Below are 18234 nucleotides of genomic sequence, written 5' to 3'. Positions count from 1 at the left end.
CTTTTGTTATCAAACAATACAATTTTAACACTATTTTTTCTTTATTCTAAACAATAAATACCAAAAGTAGCCCTCAACCAATTATAACCTTTTCAGTCGGGTATTTATAATTAAAATCTTGTTCCCGCTTAGAAACAAACAACATCAACATATATAACATCCCTACACGACCAACAAACATTAACATGATTATTACACATTTACCAACCAGACTAAGCGAACTTGTAATTCCTAGCGACAAGCCTGTGGTCCCAAAGGCTGAGGCCACCTCAAAAACTAATGAAATCAAGCTAGCCTTCTCAGTAAAAGATAAAACCAAAATTGCAGCTGCACATAGCATTAACGACAGATTGACAACCACTACAGCTTTTTGAATATCATCTTGTCCGATTCTTCTTCCAAAAATATTAACGTTCTTTCGTCCACGAATGAATGCCATCATATATAACATCAAAATCCCAATTGTCGTCGTTCGAATACCACCACCAACTGAACTTGGGCTAGCCCCAATAAACATCAGTATCGAAAATAGCAGTAAAGTTGTTGTTCGAAATCCTGTAAGAGAGTCTAACTGCAACCCCGCATTTCGTGTCGTAGCACTATAAAACAATGACGTGACGATCTTTTCACCCCATGGCATATTAACAAAACTATGACCTGCCTCGGAGAGAAAAATCAATATTGCACCTACCACAAAAAAGATGACTGCAAAAAGAAAAGCAATCTTGGAAAATAACGAAAAGCGGTACTTTCCCTTACCATGTGTCCTTATCTTCAAGAACAGCCACTCACGAAATTCTGTCAAAACTGGAAATCCAATTCCACCAATCAGAATCAGCAAAATTATCAACAACAAGAAAATGTAGTCATGTCGAAATGGCATAAGCGACTTGCCTGTTACATCAAAGCCTGCATTTGTGACGGCCGAAATTACAATATAAAATCCCTCAAAAATAGCACTTTTTAAGTCATATAAGCTATCAGTCAGATATAGATACGCTGAGAATATAATTCCTGAAACAAACTGCAGGGCCATCATCAATCCAAATACCGAATAAACCAATCGCACAGTTCCACTCAACCGTGGCTGATTCATATCCACTTGAATTAATTGTCGATGATGCAGCGAAATTCTTTGTCCAGTTATAACCATGCCGACAGTCGCTATCATTGTTACCCCAAAACCACCTATCTGGAATAAAAATTCTAACAAGAATATCCCATAGTTATTGTAGACTTCATGGAGAGAAACGGTACTAAGTCCTGTCACACTGATAGTTGAAACAGCCATAAAAAAGGTATCCAGAAATGATACTTTTACTCCTGGGTACCTAAAAAGGGGGAGACATAGTAGAAAAAAAGTTATCACAATTAGTCCGAAATATGTCGTAACCAGCAACTGAATCGGGGTAAATCTTTCTCTTATCTTACTTATCCTAGTCCAAAGAGTCGCAATACCAAACATTACTTTATCTTTCCTTTACAAAATTAATTTAACAGTTTCATCTTTGAGTAACTTATTACAACTTTTTGTTTTAGGTCAAGTGCTGTCTCAGAGCCGCTATATTCATCATCAAAATCAATTATCGCAGAGTTCTTCAACTGTTTTTCAACAATCCCCTTAAAATGCTGTCTGTTAAAGATAAAAGAGACATGTGTCCTCTCACTGAAAGGCTCACCTAATTCATTAACTTCAATAATTTGTTTATTTTGATCATTTCTTTTTTCGTTGCTCACCATTATTCCTCCTCAAAATCAAGCTTATTCCAAAAAGTTAGCCATGCTCAATACCTTACTGATAACCAACAACATTAATTATACCGCTAATTTACCATTCAGACTAATTAAGAAGAACACGATTCAATTATAGTTGGACGGCTCCAAGTATCCACCTTAAATTATTTATTGCCTAATTTGTATGAGTGATTCAGCGTTAGCCGAAGAAAACACATCCATCCTAGTTCAGAAAAGAATCAGATTATTGTTTTGTTATACAACATTTATATCTTTACATTTTACAAAATCTTTGTTAGACTGAACTTGTTTTTAAGAGATTAACAAACTGGGGTGCCTAATTGGCTGAGAATTACCCATTGACCTGATCTGGACAATGCCAGCGGAGGGAGCTTTGTATCGGTTGATGTCATATTAATCAAAGCAAACAAGCTGCCGGCATACTCATCATAGAGTATGGTGGCTTTTTTTCGCAATTCATTTCTTTTTGTTGTCTCCAAAATTTTAAAGGGAGCGATTATTATGCAAACAGTTGATCACAAAAAAAAAGGCTGGTCTGTCAAAGATGTAATCTTCTTGGCAATCATTGCTATTTTTTTCGGAATTATCTATCAGGTTTGGGGCTTTGCCTACTATGCAATAGCTGCAACACCACTCAAACCCTACGCAAATGATCTAACACTCGGTGTATGGATCATGGCAGGCCCCTTGGCTGGAGTATTATTAAAAAAAATCGGTGCATCTGTCGTAGGTGAGTTATTAGCAGCTGCCGTTGAGATGTTATTGTTCTCAAGCTGGGGTGCCTCTACCCTAATCTCCGGTTTCATTCAAGGAGTTGGCAATGAACTTGGCTTTGCTGCTACAGGCTACAAGAATTGGGGAAAGCTTGGTTTGTTGTTATCTGCAATCGGTTCGACCATTATTACCTTCATCTGGGACTGGTTTCAAAGTGGATACAGCGTATACCATATTGGATTGCTAGTCAGTCTCTTCGTAATACGCTTTGTCTCAATTGGTTTCTTCTCAGGTGTATTAGTATATTGGATTAAAAAATTAGTAAATAGATCGGGATTGATTAAATGAGTATTTCCTTAAAAATAGAAGACTTGACTTTTACTTATTCAATTGATTCCAAGCCAATATTCGAGCATCTTAATTTTGAATTGCCACTAAATTCATTTAATTTGCTGATTGGTCCTTCTGGAAGCGGAAAATCTACTTTTTTCAAGCTAGTGGCTGGGTTATATCCACAATATAGCGGTATCAAAAACAATGGCCGGATTTTGCTTAATGGACAAGAAATTGCAGATATCGTACCTTTTGAACGTGCCCGTCATGTTGCTATGCTTTTCCAGAATCCTAGCAGGCAATTTGCAATGAAAACTGTCTTTGAACAACTAGTATTTGCTTTAGAAAATATTCAATATCCAACTCACCTAATTGAAAAGAGAGCGACTGAAGTCCTCAAAAAATCAAACTTATGGCAATTCAGAGACCGGGTATTACAAACACTTTCTGGGGGTGAACAGCAACGTGTGACTTTAGCAACCGTTCTTGTACTCGATAGTTCCATTATCTTTTTGGATGAGCCGTTTGCCAATATTGATAGCGCTTCACGGCTAGTGATCTTGGATGAATTGAAACAGTTACAACTAACTCAACACAAGACTATTTTCATTTCAGATCACGATATTTCAAATTATGATGGGCTCGTTGACCACCTGTATGAAATTAAATTGTCTTCACAGACCTTGGCCGAGTTACCTCTAACCGAGCTCGCAAAATTACCGGCTCAAACGAAAGTTATGCAGAAGAACTTGCCTGACAATGCCGTCTTTTCATGGCATAATCTAAGCTTTCGCGTTGGAGAGCGACTGTTATTGTCGCCAAATTCACTCAATATTCCTAAAGGATATGTTGGCCTTTTGTCTGGTGATAATGGCATTGGCAAGTCAACCCTTTTTGCCGCATTTTCTCATCAAAAAAAATATAGTGGAAACATCCTATATAATGGGAAACCTTCTGAAAAAATTAGACTGCGCAATTGGGCCAGAATCGTTGCCAATATTTTCCAAAACAGCAGTGATCAATTTATCAAACTTCATGCAGATGAAGAGCTTGGCTTTTCACAATCAAATTCACTTCACCCTGAATATTGGACAGCTCAAAGAATTCAGGATGCAGTCAATAAACTTGATCTCACTCATGTGCTAAAGCACGTTAATTATCAGCTTTCAGGGGGGCAACAAAAAAAATTACAAGCACTTATCATATTAATCATGTCCCAACCTATAATGCTCTTTGACGAACCTTTTGCGGGATTAGACCTTAATTCTCTCGAAAATTTGCTAATGCTGATCAAACAAACTACTAAGGATCTAGGACTTTCAACACTGATAATCTCACATCAGCGAAGAGGCGTTGTTGAACATATTGATTATGAATTACTGATGGATGAACAGACTATTAAGCGATTGGGGGAATTCTGATTGAGCAGCAAAAGGATTAATCCTACAATTTTGGTGATCATCATGCTTGGTATTGGTCTTCAAATCACCTTTGCCCATAGTGTCTCAACAAATATTGTCGTTATCTTCGTCACTTGTCTTTATCTTTGCTACTGTAAGGCGTCCGGTAAATTACTAATTCTGACTAGCCTATATGCTTTCCCACTTGCCTTGGGTAGTTGGTGGTCGTTCATTATGTTCGGAACAGGGGATGTATGGCACACTGCCTGGATCTACGCCTCTCGTGTATATGCTTATCTCTATTTGGGAGCAATTGTCACGCTGACAGTTTCTGTCAAAAACATTTTGTTGAGTTTATCGCTTCATCTGAAACTATCCTCAACTTTTGTCTATGGACTACTAGCATCCTTCAACCTCTTGGGCAGGATAAAACACCAGTACAAGACAATTCGCTATTCAGCTATGATGCGTGGCACTACTTATCATTTTTGGAATCCAAGCCTTTATCTTCGTATTATTATCGTAGCCTTAAATTGGTCGCAGGATTTGGCTGAGGCCATGACATCTCAAGGATTTACCGAAGGAGCAGCGCGAACTCTCACTTATAAAGATAATTTACCAAAATGGCAATGGGGTTTAGCTACTCTCCTAATCCTACTTTATTTTATTTTTTCATTTCTTGTACGTCCTTGGTAAGTTACCTACGATAAAAAATAGAACTGGCAAAAAAGAAATTTCATTTCAAATAGGGCCTGGTTCAAAGAATATCTTTTGAGCCAGGCCCTATTACCGTCATATAAATATGTTCTGTTTTACAAATCAATAATTAAAAGTACAATTTGCTAACCACTAAAACAAATATTCCTAATACAATTGAAGAAACAAACACCCCTGCAAATGCTGGTAAACCTCTCTTCAGTATTACTTTAAAATTAACACTCATTCCCATGGCAGACATGGCCATCCCTAAGAAAATATATGCAGCTTTCACCAAAAGATTTAACATATTAGTTCCAAGTGGGACAAAAGTACCTATAACACTAGCAAGAATAAATCCTGCCATGAACCAAGGAATTGGCAATTTTGCAGTAGAATCGTTGCTCGATCCATCATGCTTACTTCTTTTCTGATACCAGAAACCGATTAGTAATGCTACGGGTGCCAACATCAATACTCGTGAAAGCTTAGTAATGATTGCACTATCCAACCCCACAGGTCCTGCTGCACTTCCCGCAGCGACAGCATGAGCAATTTCATGCAATGATCCACCTACAAAAACACCAAATTGAGTAGGTGTTAAGTCTAATAGCGGCTTCAGTCCCAAATCAATAAATGTAAAGACTGTCCCCATAATTGCAACAATTGCAACTGCTAATACGTCATTTTCACGTTGTCTTTCTTGTTTTTCTGGAGCCACTTTAATCTGTGGTGATATTCCCATTACCGCAGCTGCACCACATATTCCTGTACCACTTGCTGCTAAGATTGCCAATTCAGGCTCTACACCAAATTTTCTTTCAATGAAATATGTCAAAAAGATTGTACCTGCAACAATAACAATTGCTAATAGAATAGTTTTAACTCCAGCCTGTGCTAACTGAACAAGGTTTAACTTAAATCCAAGCAGAATAATTCCTAATCGCAAAAATTTATTTGAAATAAATGCTATCCCACTACTTGCTTGATATACTAACCTTTTTGAAGATTGAAAAATCATCCCCAAAATCAATGCAATGATTAAAGCTCCAAAAAGTGAAAAATATGGTAACTGTGCTAAAAATGTTCCGATTACTGCGCAAATCAAAGTCATTACAACAGCAAGCCAAAACGAATAACTCTTTATAGTTCCTATCATTTTCAATTCCTCTTTCAACGATTTACAAGCTTAATCATACTAATTATTGACTATAAAATAAAATTATGATTTATTATATTATTATAAGAAATAGCTATATAGGAGGACGTAATGATTTCTCAAGAATATCAAACATTTTTAGTACTCAGCCAAACTCTCTCATACACCAAAACTGCTCATCAGCTTTTCATCTCACAACCTGCCGTAACACAACAAATTCAGCGGCTTGAAACAAGTCTTAATTTGAAGCTCGTTATTTACAAGCGTCCAAAACTGACCCTAACGCACGCAGGTGAACAACTTGCTGCATTTTTAACCCGCACCCAAGCGCAAGCAGTAAAGGTGCTAAACAATCTTCAAAATGACAATCAAAAACAGGAAATATCATTTGGCATTACACGTTCTTTGAGCGAAGTAATCGGCAAAAAAATGATTTCAATTATGTTGAATAAAGTTAATTTCACCGCAATAAAGTGTGTTGCTGGGAACACCACAAGTATTTTAGCGCAAATTAGTAATGGTACCATCGATTTTGGCATTGTTGAGGGAAATTTCGATAAACACACTTTTTCGTATCATATCATTAGAAATGAACCTTTCATACCCCTTGTCAGTTGCACACACCCACTGGCACGAAAGAAAAGCGTAACTTGGAATGATCTGCTATCGTATCCTCTGATTATAAGAGAAGAAGGTTCTGGTTCACGTGAAATACTGACTTCTCTTGCACAAAAAGAAAATATAAGTCTTACTGACTTTTCTCAACTGCTAACGATTTCTGAACCGACTTTGCTGCGACAGCTTGTCAAAAAAGGAGTTGGAATCAGTTTCTTATATAAGATTTTAGTGGAAAATGATTTAAAACAGGGAATTCTCAAACAATTACCCTTACCACGGGGAGTAGTTGAACATGAACTTTACTTTGTTTATGCTAAAGAAAGTTTTTTTGCTTCTGATTATCAACAGTGGTTTCACTCACTTGATGCACTGAATAATTAAGTATTTATAAATATTCTAAAAATCAAGTTATATTTTATCTATACCTATCATTGTGTTTCCCATCGATGTGATATTCTGACTCAAAGGGATTCAATTCACTACATAGTTAGGGGAAATTATGATGAAGCGCAAATTATTATTTACTATCATAATAATAATATTGGGGTGTACTTCAAGTTGGGGACTCGTGCACAGCGATAACATAAAGAAAATAGGCTTCAAAAAATCGGATATGCCTACTTTCTTCATTCACGGGTATGACAGCAGCTATCGAGCTGAAAGGTATATGGTAAATTCTGCGATTAAAAATGGAGTAACAAACACTGTTGTGCGTGCAAATGTGTGGCGCAACGGAGCAATTCATATATTGCATGGCTATCGCTGGACAAATAAAAGCTATAATCCATTGATCGAAGTTAATTTTGTCGCCAATCATAACCGCAATTATTCACGCTACGCTTTTTGGTTTGGTAAAATTTTAGAGCGACTGCAATCACAGCATCATTTTAAAAAATATAATGTTGTTGCCCATTCATTAGGAAACCTTGATTTAATGTATTATTTACTTGGTCACGAAAAGAAAACCGCACAATTAGTACACCAAGTTGATATAGCAGGACCATTTGATGGATCAAATATTGATGGCTTCCGGTTTCCCAACAACAGATTAGCTGCCGATAGCCGTCCGCAAAAAATGAGTAGTTTCTACCACTTCTTACTAAACCGAAAGAAAAAATATCCAATCGACCAAGTTCATGTACTTAATATCTACGGGAACTTAGACAATGGATCCAATTCAGATGGACGTGTCAGTACTACCTCTGCTCGTTCACTTAAATATTTAATCGGTAACAGAGCAAAAAGCTATCATCAGATTGAGTTTAAAGGCTGGAGTGCTCAACATCACATGCTCCGTCAAAATCCTGAAGTGAGCCAAAAAATAATTAAGTTTGTTTGGGGAAGAAACAATGGCAAGGCCTCATAAATGAGAAAGTGTGCCATAAGTCAGTAAAATTCGAATCATAACCACCCGTCAAACGGGTAGTTTGCTCCAGGGCTATAAGCCCTATGTATCGGCCGGCGTCTCAAGGCGCTGGCTTTTTGTGTGTCAAAGCCAAACTGCGTTTGCCACTCTTGCCACCTCTTTAAGCGGTATTTGTACTACTTACTTTGGCCCTTAAAAGGGTCCCCGTACTCTCTTACACTTAACTTATCGACGGTTTGATCATGTTTTTCTTGATTTTAAATATACTTCTTAATTGTTGTTTCATTCATACCCACTGTACTAACATAATAACCTTCCGACCAAAAACGACGATTTCCAAATTTATATTTTAAATTTGCATGTTGATCGAACATCATTAGTGCACTTTTTCCTTTCAGATATCCCATGAAACTTGAAATACTCAACTTGGGTGGAATACTTAAAAGTAGATGAACATGATCTGGCATCATATGACCTTCCAATATTTTTACACCTTTATACTGACACAATAAGCGAATATCATTTTGTAAATCTTGTCGATATTGATTATAAATGATTTTTCTCCTATACTTTGGTGTGAATACAATATGGTACTTACACAACCATTTCGTATGTGCAAGACTACTAAGTTTATTCGCCATTACCTATAACGTCTCCTTTAGATTTTTTATGTTTGGCTTCGACACCCACATTTTAAATCTAAGAGGGACGTTTTTGGGTTTAACCCCTTTGTTTTCCGCCCGCATAGCGGGTGGTTTATTGTTTCGCACACTAGCGAGCTCAACTAGGTCTAAAGACAATAATTAAACCAAGAAAGTACTCATGGCGCAGAACATGCCATGAGTACTTTCTTGTGAGACGGAGAATCTTGATTTAAAAAATACGTTTATCTGGAATCGGTAAAAGAACGACTCGCAACTTTTGACCCAACCCCTGCAGATAAATATTTCATATGTTGGGCTTTCTAGCACTCCTCAATGTAAAAAAAATGAATTATTTGTCTCATTAATCCTCTCTATCTCATCTAATCTCTTATCAATATTGGGAATCTTCTTAGACACATCCCTCATTAACAAATTAATTAATAATAGTGGCGTACTATAAACATCAAAAACAGACGAAACCGTAATTGGTGTTATTAGTGAAACATCAGAACATGCTATAATAGGCGATAACCTGCTGTCAGTTAATGCTACAATTTTAAAGCCTCTTTCTTTGAGTCTTTTATTCTTCTCTAACAATGTTCTCGAATATCTCGGAAAAACTGTTGTAAATACTACTATCCCCTCTGGTGAGGTCAAATCAATGTTTTCCCATTCAGGTGAACCATACCTCAATTCAAAAACATCAGGACGTAATCTACTCAATATATAGTTCATATAAGGAAGAATTGTTGCTGACATCCTGTTGGAAATCAGAAACACTTTTTTACTTTTTGCAATTAAATTCACGGCTTTGGCATACTCTGGAGTTTGAGCCAATTCTTGTAGTTCTTGTAAATTATTAACTTCTTGATTCAATATATTCAAATTCTTATCGTTGTCATCTTCTTTGTCTAACATCGAAAAGCGCTTACTCGTAGTCATCTCAGAGCTGATAATCTTCTGTAAATATCTTAGGAAGTCATTATATCCACGATATTGCATCTTCACACAAAACCGCGAAATACTACCTTGGCTGACTCCAATTTCTTGACTGATCTTATCTGCTGTCATGAAAACAATCGCATTATAGTTTTTTTCAACATACATTGCTATTTTTTTATTAACTGCCGAGGTTTTACCGACAACCATGAGTCTTTCCAGTAGTTCTTCTTTATTTTTTATTTCTTTTATTCTTATATCAGACAGATTAACCACCTTTTTTCACTTCGAATAGAATCAGCTTTTTCTTATTTCCAGAAATCTCAATTTTAATTTCTAAATTTTCTCTATTAATATTGTTAATAATAACACAATCTCCTAAGCCAACAGTTAACTTTTGATCTTTAATAGTTACTATCCTTTTCCCTCCAAGATTATACAAACAAAGATACTCCCAAGATGAGTTGAGCTTATTATCCAAATTATCATCTATTGTACTAATCTGTCCTGCAAAATCACTAGTGTGCATCAGATTTACATCTTTTGAAACACCCCTTGACTCTATCAAGTCAGATCCCGCAAAATTAAACGATCGTCCAGGAATTAATCGTGTAGTTTTACTATTATTTACCAACTCAATTGGATTTGTCAGCGGCATTATTATGCGCTTATAACCTGATAATGACGTGAACTTACTTTTATCAACCTCAACTGTGGCAAAAGATAATCTAAAACCAAAATCTCTATTTTCATATAAGCTTCCCGCTGGATATATATATAATTCAGTTGTTTGCCCACCAGACCACCTTGTTGTCTTAAACTCGCTAGCTCTTTTTAAACATATTTTAGCCATATTTCCTCCACAAAAATTTATAAGTAAATTCTTGTCGCTATCCTAAATTTTCAAAAACCACCTTGCCGCTCTTGATTACCCTATTTACAACATTACTACCTGTATTGTACATAAGATAGCGATAATCTGGATATTTCAAGAATACTAAATCTGCAACTTTACCAACTTCAATACTTCCTTTTTTATCTGCAATGTCTAGTGCAGCTGCACCATTAAGAGTGAGACCTGTCAGTACTTCACCCATCGTCATCTTCATCTTGAAGCTTGCTAACGCAATAATCAATGGAATTGAACAAGTGAATGAACTTCCTGGATTATAATCCGAAGCTAGCGCGACTGCACAATTATTATCTATTAACTCTCTGGCAGGCGCAAAATTTTCCTGAAGACAAAATGCAGTACACGGGAGTAATGTAGCCACTGTTTTTTGTTTCTCACTTAACTTCTTGATCTCCTCTGAAGAGATCTTAATCAAATGATCAGCCGAGGTTGCCTCAATACTTGCGGCCAACTCTGCTCCATTTAAATTAGCAATCTCATCTGCATGCATTTTGACTTTAAAACCGAGTTCTTTGGCTGCCTCCAACAATTTTTGTGATTGTTGATAGTCGAATACCCCTTCATCACAGAAGACATCAACAAATTCAGCTAGTTTCTCTGCTTTAATCTGCGGTAAAATTTCATCAATCATATAATTTAAATAACCTTCACTATCATTCTTGAATTCGAGTGGCACTGCGTGTGCTCCAAGATAAGTGATTGCGAGGTCCACTGGCTGTGAGACTGCTAGTTCTTGCAAGACACGAAGCTGCCTGATTTCAGTCTCCTTATCTAACCCATAACCGCTCTTACCTTCAACAGTTGTCACACCTTGTATAATCATTTCATTTAATCTTCGCCAACCTAGTTTTTTTAACTCTTCGAACCCGGCTTTCCTGGTTGCCTCGACAGTTGCTTGAATTCCACCACCATTTTCCATAATCTCCATGTATGAAGAACCGGACACTCTCTCGTAGAATTCTTCAACGCGGTATCCCGCAAATAAAAAGTGGGTATGTGAATCAACAAATCCAGGAACAACTGCTTGCCCGGTTGCATCAATTACTTCGTCAAAAGCAGTAATATTTTTCTTTCTAAGATCAGCTAATATCTCTGAAGTTTTTCCAACGCTTATGATTAGATCATCAACCACATAGATAGCTCCATCTTGAACAAGACTTATCTCATTCATTTCCACACCATGTCGCTGACTTTTTCCCGTTGGTGTGGCTATTTGATCAATGTGTACAATTAATAAGCTCGTCATTGTATATTACTCCTTTGGAAAGTTTTGATTAACAGCCGCATTAATTAACTGATCATCAACTAAATATGGTTCTGTTATATGTGCAGCATCCTGATATTTCTGATTAAATTCCGCTGTCGTTGTCATTGCATGCTCATTTCTTGCCCAATTTCTTCTAGCAACGCCACCCATTACGTCCCACAAAATTGCTTTCTTAATAATCTCATCAACACGCATACTTCCATCTAAAACAAGTCCAAATCCACCATTAATGGCACGACCTACACCAACGCCGCCACCATTGTGCAAAGCTACCAGGCTCATGCCGCGAGCTGCGTTTCCTGCAAAACACTGAACTGCCATATCTGCCATAACATTACTTCCGTCATGGATATTTGAAGTTTCTCTAAACGGAGAATCTGTCCCACTAACATCATGATGATCACGTCCTATCATCACAGGGCCTACCTTACCTTCGCGAACAAGCTCATTGAACCTAAGAGCGATTTGGATTCTACCAAGTGCATCTTGATACAAAATCCGTGCTTGTGTTCCGACAACAAGTTCATTTTTTTCTGCATCTCTAATCCAATTGTAGTTGTCCATATCTTGATAACGCCGATTTTTGTCAATTGATTCCATTGCAGCTTCGTCGGTTTTTTTCAAATCTTCCTTTCTGCCCGATAGACATACCCATCTGAAAGGGCCATATCCATAATCAAATAAATTAGGTCCCATGATATCCTCAACATATGATGGAAAGATAAAACCATCCTTGTCATCAACACCATTTTTTGAAACTTCTTTCACCCCTGCATCATAAACTGCTTTCAAGAATGAATTACCATAATCAAAGAAATAAGTCCCCTTTTTATCCAATTTTTTTATTAATTTAAAGTGCTTCTTCAACGTTTTGTCAACTAATTCATTGAACTTAGCGCGATTTTCTCCAAGTAACCTAGTCCTTTCATCAAAGCTAATACCTTGTGGACAGTATCCACCCTCATAAGCCGCATGGCATGACGTCTGATCTGATAACAAATCAACCTTAATGTTATTCGTAACAGCATAATCTAAAAGATCTACTACATTCCCTTCATATGCGATCGATAGTGCTTCTTTATCTATTTGTGCTTTTTTGGCTCTTGTAAACACTTCGTGCAAATCTGAAAGGGAAAGATCAACCCATCCCTGGTCAAGTCTCGTTTTAATTCTCGAAGGATCAACCTCTGCAATAATTGAGACCGCCCCAGCTATTTTTGCAGCCTTGGGTTGTGCTCCACTCATACCTCCTAGGCCCGAACTAATAAATAATTTCCCCGCTAAATCTTTATCTAATGGAATTCCTAACTTTTGGCGTCCCGCATTCAATAGTGTATTATATGTACCATGGACAATACCTTGCGGACCAATATACATCCATCCACCGGCAGTCATTTGCCCGTAGTTCGCAACACCCATTTCTTCAGCAATTTCCCAATCATTTTGATTATCGAATTCACCCACCATCAAAGCATTAGTAATAATAACTCTGGGTGCAGATTCATCTGATGGAAATAACCCGACTGGATGTCCTGACTCAATCACCAAGGTTTTCTTACTCGTTAATCTTTCTAGATATTTCTTGATAAGTCGATATTGCATCCAATTCTGACACACACTACCAGTTTCACCATAAGTAACAAGTTCATACGGGTAAAGCCCGACCTCAAAGTCAAGATTATTCTCAATCATGACTTGAAAAGCCTTACCTTCAACACAGTTACCCTTGTAATCGTTAATTGAATGCCCATAAATCCGGCCTGCTGGTCTAAATCTATAACCATAAATTCGGCCTTTTGTATATAATTCGTTCAAAAACTCTGGAATTAATTTTTCATGAAACTTGCCTGGAATATATCTTAAAGCATTCCTCAAGGCTATTTTGGTCTGTGCCTCAGTTAGTCTAAACCCACGTGAAGGTGCTCTTCTGATTCCTTCAACAAATTCTGGATATTCTGGAAGTTGATCATTTTCAATTAATGTCAATTCAATCAGTGTTGGTTCCCCAGCTTCCATTATTTTCTTATCCTGCTCTTTGAGATCTGACATTTTAGTCTGCCGCCTTTCATATTAATTTATCGTTTCAAAATATTTCATAGTATCCTTGACCTTACTCAAGACTGCAGCTTCTGAGACTTTAACCAATTCTCCGTCTTCAACAGTCGTCTCTCCGTCAATAATTACAGTTGAGATTGCATCAGGTTGCAGTGAATAGACAATATTTGGCAACATCTGCTCTAAATTGTCACTTAATGGATTCATTGAAAAGTTATTCAAGTCGATCCCCACAAAGTCAGCAAGTTGTCCCTCTTTTATTTCTCCAACATTCAAATCAAGTTGCTTACCACCATTTTTTGTTCCCATGTCAAACGCCTGCTTACATTTAACACAAAGTGCATCTCTTGTAATTGCTTTTTGCAATAATGCTGTCATCCGCATCTCTTCAAAAACACTGATCCGATTATTACCACATGCTCCATCGCTACCTAGTGAAATATTAATATCATTGTTAACCATTCTAGAAATATTAGTTATTCCGTCGGCTAAAAACATATTGCTTGATGGACAGTAATTAAGTGAAGCATGATTATCTCCCAATAGTTTGACTTCATTATCCTCAAGCCAAACTCCATGGGTAATTACAAGACTAGAATCGACAACCCCTAATTCATCCAAAAATTCGACCGTTCTTTTGTCATGCTTTTCAAGTGTTGCATCGACTTCAAAAGTTTCTTCAGCAACATGCATATGAAATTTTGTTCCCATTTCAAGTGCCAGTTTATGCCCTGCTTGAATCATCTTAGGACTCGCACCATGGAGGCTGTGTGGGGCAGGAATAACAGTAACCATTGAATTATTTTCGTATTTCAGTGCCAATTGCCTTGTATTATTAACAGCCTCATCGATAGTTTCAAGATAACCCGTAGGTGCTCCATCCCAATCGTACATGGTACGTGCTAAGACTAATCGAATTCCAACATCTTTTGCTGCCTGAATAACAGCTTCATCTGACTCTGTCCCGTAATTGTGTAGATAAAAGAAATCACAGACAGACGTAACACCACATTTCATCATTTCAGCATAAGCAAATAATGCTCCGTTATAAATATCTTCTAATCTCATTTTGGGAGAATACTTATATAATGAATTATCTCTCCACTTTAAAAAAGGTTGATCAATTGCAATTCCACGTAACAAACTTTGAAAAGAATGATTATGTGTATTTACTGTTCCTGGTACAAAAACAGTGTCATGATATTCTTTTTGGATAAAATCTGGAAATTTTGAAACCACTTCATTTGCAGGAGCAACTGCGACGATTTGATTTTCTTTAACTGCTATTCCATAATCTTGTTCAAATTTCTCATTAAAATATATATATTTAGGAAGTAGTATTTTATTCATTAATCCAACTCCTTATCTAGCTTAAGAATGGCATTGAGTAATACATTGCCGGCTATCTCGATATCTTCAATTCTTGAATATTCTTCTTTGCAGTGGCTCTTACCATCAATGCTTTTTACAAAGAGCATCCCTGCTCGTCCAATCTTAGCCAAATTAGCCGCATCATGCCCTGCCATACTTGTCATCTTCTGCGGCTGATATCCAAAATCTTGTTCTATAGTTTGTTCTAAAGCGTTGACTATTTTCTCGTTTAACTTAGCCGGCTTTTGATTGAGGATCTTTTCTCTATTTAGCTTTAATCCTTTTTCTTCCAATTTCATAAAGCACTGATCCAAGAACTTAATAGTTTGTTGAACCTTTTCCCAATTACCTGAACGAACATCTACATTGAATCTTACCTCACCAGGAATTATATTAGCTGCATTTGGCTTAACTTCTGCAAATCCAATCGTTCCAACGACAGGTTCAGACTGTTCAAATTCACTTAGAAACTTTCTCAATTCGAGATTAATCCAGCTCATTGCCAATAATGCATCTTTGCGGTGTTTAAGATCAGTCGTACCTGCATGATTAGCTTCCCCTCGTAGCACAATTAATTCACGATAAATACCTGTAATTCCCGAGACTATAGCGACAGGTTCATTACTTTCGAATAATCTTCGGCCTTGTTCAATATGACATTCTAAAAAAGCTGCAAAACTATTAGTCGCGAGTTTATTTTCATCAATATGCTTAAAATCTCCACCTAATCTGTCAACAGCTTCCGACAAAGCCTCATGTGTTTCGATATGATTGAACTTTTTGAGATAGTCCTGATTAACCACGCCTGATATTATTTTGCTTCCAAGAGTGGAAATCTGATACGGATTTGGTTCTTCACCTGTTAGTGAAATAATTTTGAGCGGATGTCTTAAAACTAACTTGTTCTCAACAAGAGTCTGTGTGACTTCTGTAGCCAAGAGTACTCCAAGTGCCCCATCATATTTCCCGCCTTCGGGAACACTATCATTGTGCGATCCGATAATTATAGGAGCTAACTCTTTTTCATTACTATAAGGATATTCTCCCCATAAATTTGCACCGACATCTGTCGTGATTTCCTTAACAATATTTTTTTGCCAATATTCCTTAATCCATTCACGGGAATCAATATCGGCTTGACTGGCAAGCGAACGATTGACGCCACCTTCACTACTCAAACCTATCTCACCTAATTTTAAAATATTTTGTTTGATTCTTTCTTTATTTATTTTTAATTTAACCTCTTTAATATTATTCAAATTACCAACCTTCCTAATATAAAAGTATTTTCAATTGAAACTATAAAATTTTAGATGTTTCAACACGAATTACTTCGCTGGCAATTCTTTTATATTCAAGAAACTCTTCAGTTAACCTAGTTTCAAAATTTCTTTGGTTTCCTAAGTCTATATCTAATATTTCCTTAATTTCTCCAGGATGAGAGCTCATGATAATTACTCTATTAGAAAGTAAAATTGCTTCTTCAATATCATGTGTTACCATCAAAATTGTTTTAGGTGACTCTTGCCAGATACCTAATAATAATTCCTGCATAACTTCCCTAGTCTGCATATCAAGAGCCCCAAAAGGCTCATCTAGTAAAAGAACATCAGGATTATTAGCTAGACCTCGAGCTAGTGCTACACGCTGTTTCATTCCTCCGGAAAGATTTTTTGGAAATAAATCTTCAAATCCTTTTAATCCCACCAGTTTAATATATTCTTTTGCAATTTTTTCGCGTTGCTTTTTCTGAATGTTTTTTTGCTTTAATCCAAATTCAATATTCTTTTGTACACTCATCCAAGGAAACAGACTATATTGTTGAAAAACCATTCCTCTATCCACGCCAGGGCCATCTACAATTGATTCGTGACATAATACTTCACCCTCTGAAGCTGTTTCTAACCCACCAATTATTCTTAATAATGTCGATTTTCCACATCCAGACGTTCCAAGAATTGAAACAAATTCTTTATCTTGTATTCCTAAATTAATATTGCTTAGCGCTTGGACTGCTCCTGATTTTGTTTTGAAAGACTTAGAAACATTCTTGACCACAATACTTTCTACCATGAAATAACCTCCTAAAAGTTCCACGAAAATAATTTTTTATTAATAATTGTAAGTCCCGTATCAACGATAAGGCCGATAATTCCTAAGGTTAAAATCCCAACAAAAATACTATCTATCTGGAACGTCCGCTGTGCTTGTAAAATACTAAAACCGATCCCTGATGATGCACCAACAATTTCAGCTACAATTACATATGTCCATGCCCAACCTAATACGATTCTAATTGTGTCCATTATATTTGGCAGACTCTTTGGTAAAATAACCTTCCATAAAACATCAAAAGTACTAGTTCCTAGTGTATAGGAGACCTCAATTAAGGATTTCTCCACATCTCTAATATTATTTGCAATCATCAGTACCAACTGAGGTAGACTTCCTAAAATAATGACGGCTACTTTTTCCGACTCACCAATTCCTATCCAAAAAATAAAAAGTGGTATGAAAGCTGAAGCTGGCATATATCTTATAAATGAGAAAACCGGCTCCAATAAAGCAGCAAAGGGGCTATATGCCCCCACCAAGATTCCCAACGGTATTGCCACTATTAATGCAATAATAAAACCTGACATAACACGATAAACTGTTATCCAAATATCACTCCAGAAACCATTAGCAAACATTGTTTGCATCGCCTTAAATGTTTCACCTGGAGTCGGTACAAACATTGATCCCACTATCTTTCCGTACGTAATAAAACTCCAAAGAGCTAAAATAACAACAAATGAAAATATACCTAGAGATATCGAAGACTTCTTTGATATTTTTCTTTGCGGTGTCATTATGTTCCAAAAAGAAGATTTCTTCTTTATTTTTGGTTCATTCTTTTCTAAGCTCAACTGTTTCAATTAGCTCACCTCTTTTTCTTTTAAACAACTATTTGAGAGTATAAAATAGTTTGTGTAAATGAATAAAAATCCTATTGAAAAGGGAA

16 protein-coding genes, 1 pseudogene and 1 riboswitch are annotated in these 18234 nt (G+C 36.7%); of the genes and pseudogenes, 5 read left to right on the top strand and 12 right to left on the bottom strand.

Annotated elements, in window-relative coordinates:
* Positions 1-73: 73 nt before the first annotated feature.
* The gene (locus IV36_RS06730; RefSeq protein WP_082623730.1) at positions 74-1465 is read right to left on the bottom strand and encodes a TrkH family potassium uptake protein; all 1392 of its coding nucleotides are present in this window, start codon (positions 1463-1465) and stop codon (positions 74-76) included.
* Positions 1466-1488: 23 nt separating this feature from the next.
* Positions 1489-1740, bottom strand: a complete 252-nt coding sequence (locus IV36_RS06725) for a hypothetical protein (RefSeq protein ID WP_235810265.1) — start codon at positions 1738-1740, stop codon at positions 1489-1491.
* Positions 1741-2053: 313 nt separating this feature from the next.
* Positions 2054-2143, top strand: a riboswitch (TPP riboswitch).
* Positions 2144-2256: 113 nt separating this feature from the next.
* Here IV36_RS06725 and IV36_RS06720 point away from each other — a divergent pair.
* From IV36_RS06720 to IV36_RS06710, 3 genes are read left to right on the top strand one after another with little or no spacing between them, the layout of a single operon-like run.
* The gene (locus tag IV36_RS06720) at positions 2257-2817 is read left to right on the top strand and encodes an ECF transporter S component (RefSeq protein WP_056991439.1); all 561 of its coding nucleotides are present in this window, start codon (positions 2257-2259) and stop codon (positions 2815-2817) included.
* Complete coding sequence (locus IV36_RS06715) at positions 2814-4223, top strand: ATP-binding cassette domain-containing protein (RefSeq protein ID WP_056991438.1); 1410 nt, start codon at positions 2814-2816, stop codon at positions 4221-4223. Before IV36_RS06720 ends, IV36_RS06715 begins: the two co-directional genes overlap by 4 nt.
* On the top strand, positions 4224-4898 hold the full coding sequence (locus IV36_RS06710) for an energy-coupling factor transporter transmembrane component T family protein (protein ID WP_056991437.1): 675 nt from the start codon (positions 4224-4226) through the stop codon (positions 4896-4898).
* A gap of 130 nt (positions 4899-5028) precedes the next feature.
* Here the strand turns inward: IV36_RS06710 and IV36_RS06705 are convergent, their stop codons facing one another.
* Positions 5029-6057, bottom strand: coding sequence for a YeiH family protein (locus IV36_RS06705; RefSeq protein WP_056991436.1), 1029 nt, complete (start codon positions 6055-6057; stop codon positions 5029-5031).
* A 111-nt stretch (positions 6058-6168) separates the two neighbouring features.
* On the opposite strand from IV36_RS06705, the gene IV36_RS06700 reads away from it, so the two are divergent.
* Together IV36_RS06700 and IV36_RS06695 are read left to right on the top strand one after the other, a co-directional pair.
* Positions 6169-7056, top strand: coding sequence for a LysR family transcriptional regulator (locus IV36_RS06700; protein ID WP_056991435.1), 888 nt, complete (start codon positions 6169-6171; stop codon positions 7054-7056).
* 121 nt (positions 7057-7177) lie between these two features.
* The gene (locus tag IV36_RS06695) at positions 7178-8041 is read left to right on the top strand and encodes an alpha/beta hydrolase (RefSeq protein WP_056991434.1); all 864 of its coding nucleotides are present in this window, start codon (positions 7178-7180) and stop codon (positions 8039-8041) included.
* Positions 8042-8217: 176 nt separating this feature from the next.
* Here IV36_RS06695 and tnpA read toward each other — a convergent pair.
* The 9 genes and pseudogenes from tnpA to IV36_RS06650 all read right to left on the bottom strand — a co-directional run bounded on the left by tnpA (position 8218) and on the right by IV36_RS06650 (position 18148).
* Positions 8218-8682 (bottom strand): annotated as a pseudogene (gene tnpA / locus IV36_RS06690) (IS200/IS605 family transposase).
* 333 nt (positions 8683-9015) lie between these two features.
* Positions 9016-9900 carry a MurR/RpiR family transcriptional regulator gene (locus tag IV36_RS06685; RefSeq protein WP_056991433.1) on the bottom strand — a complete coding sequence of 295 codons (885 nt, stop codon included), beginning with the start codon at positions 9898-9900 and terminating at the stop codon, positions 9016-9018.
* Entirely contained in the window at positions 9893-10477 is a 585-nt protein-coding gene (locus IV36_RS06680; RefSeq protein WP_056991432.1) for a HutD family protein, read from the bottom strand. Before IV36_RS06680 ends, IV36_RS06685 begins: the two co-directional genes overlap by 8 nt.
* 37 nt (positions 10478-10514) lie before the next feature.
* Positions 10515-11783, bottom strand: coding sequence for an imidazolonepropionase (gene hutI / locus IV36_RS06675; protein ID WP_056991431.1), 1269 nt, complete (start codon positions 11781-11783; stop codon positions 10515-10517).
* A gap of 6 nt (positions 11784-11789) precedes the next feature.
* A complete protein-coding gene (locus tag IV36_RS06670; RefSeq protein ID WP_201783012.1) occupies positions 11790-13820 on the bottom strand; it encodes a urocanate hydratase in 2031 nt (676 codons plus the stop codon).
* A 54-nt stretch (positions 13821-13874) separates the two neighbouring features.
* On the bottom strand, positions 13875-15209 hold the full coding sequence (locus IV36_RS06665) for an amidohydrolase family protein (protein WP_056991429.1): 1335 nt from the start codon (positions 15207-15209) through the stop codon (positions 13875-13877).
* Positions 15209-16489 carry a Zn-dependent hydrolase gene (locus IV36_RS06660; protein WP_056991428.1) on the bottom strand — a complete coding sequence of 427 codons (1281 nt, stop codon included), beginning with the start codon at positions 16487-16489 and terminating at the stop codon, positions 15209-15211. Before IV36_RS06660 ends, IV36_RS06665 begins: the two co-directional genes overlap by 1 nt.
* Positions 16490-16529: 40 nt before the next feature.
* Positions 16530-17303: an ABC transporter ATP-binding protein gene (locus IV36_RS06655; RefSeq protein ID WP_056991427.1), complete on the bottom strand. Its 774-nt coding sequence runs from the start codon at positions 17301-17303 to the stop codon at positions 16530-16532.
* An 11-nt stretch (positions 17304-17314) separates the two neighbouring features.
* The gene (locus IV36_RS06650; protein ID WP_056991426.1) at positions 17315-18148 is read right to left on the bottom strand and encodes an ABC transporter permease; all 834 of its coding nucleotides are present in this window, start codon (positions 18146-18148) and stop codon (positions 17315-17317) included.
* Between the last annotated feature and the right edge of the window lie 86 nt (positions 18149-18234).

This window comes from Liquorilactobacillus mali (assembly GCF_001437155.1).
Taxonomy (GTDB): domain Bacteria; phylum Bacillota; class Bacilli; order Lactobacillales; family Lactobacillaceae; genus Liquorilactobacillus; species Liquorilactobacillus mali_A.
Note: the sequence above shows the minus strand (reverse complement) of the source record. Positions and strands in the feature narration are given on the sequence as shown.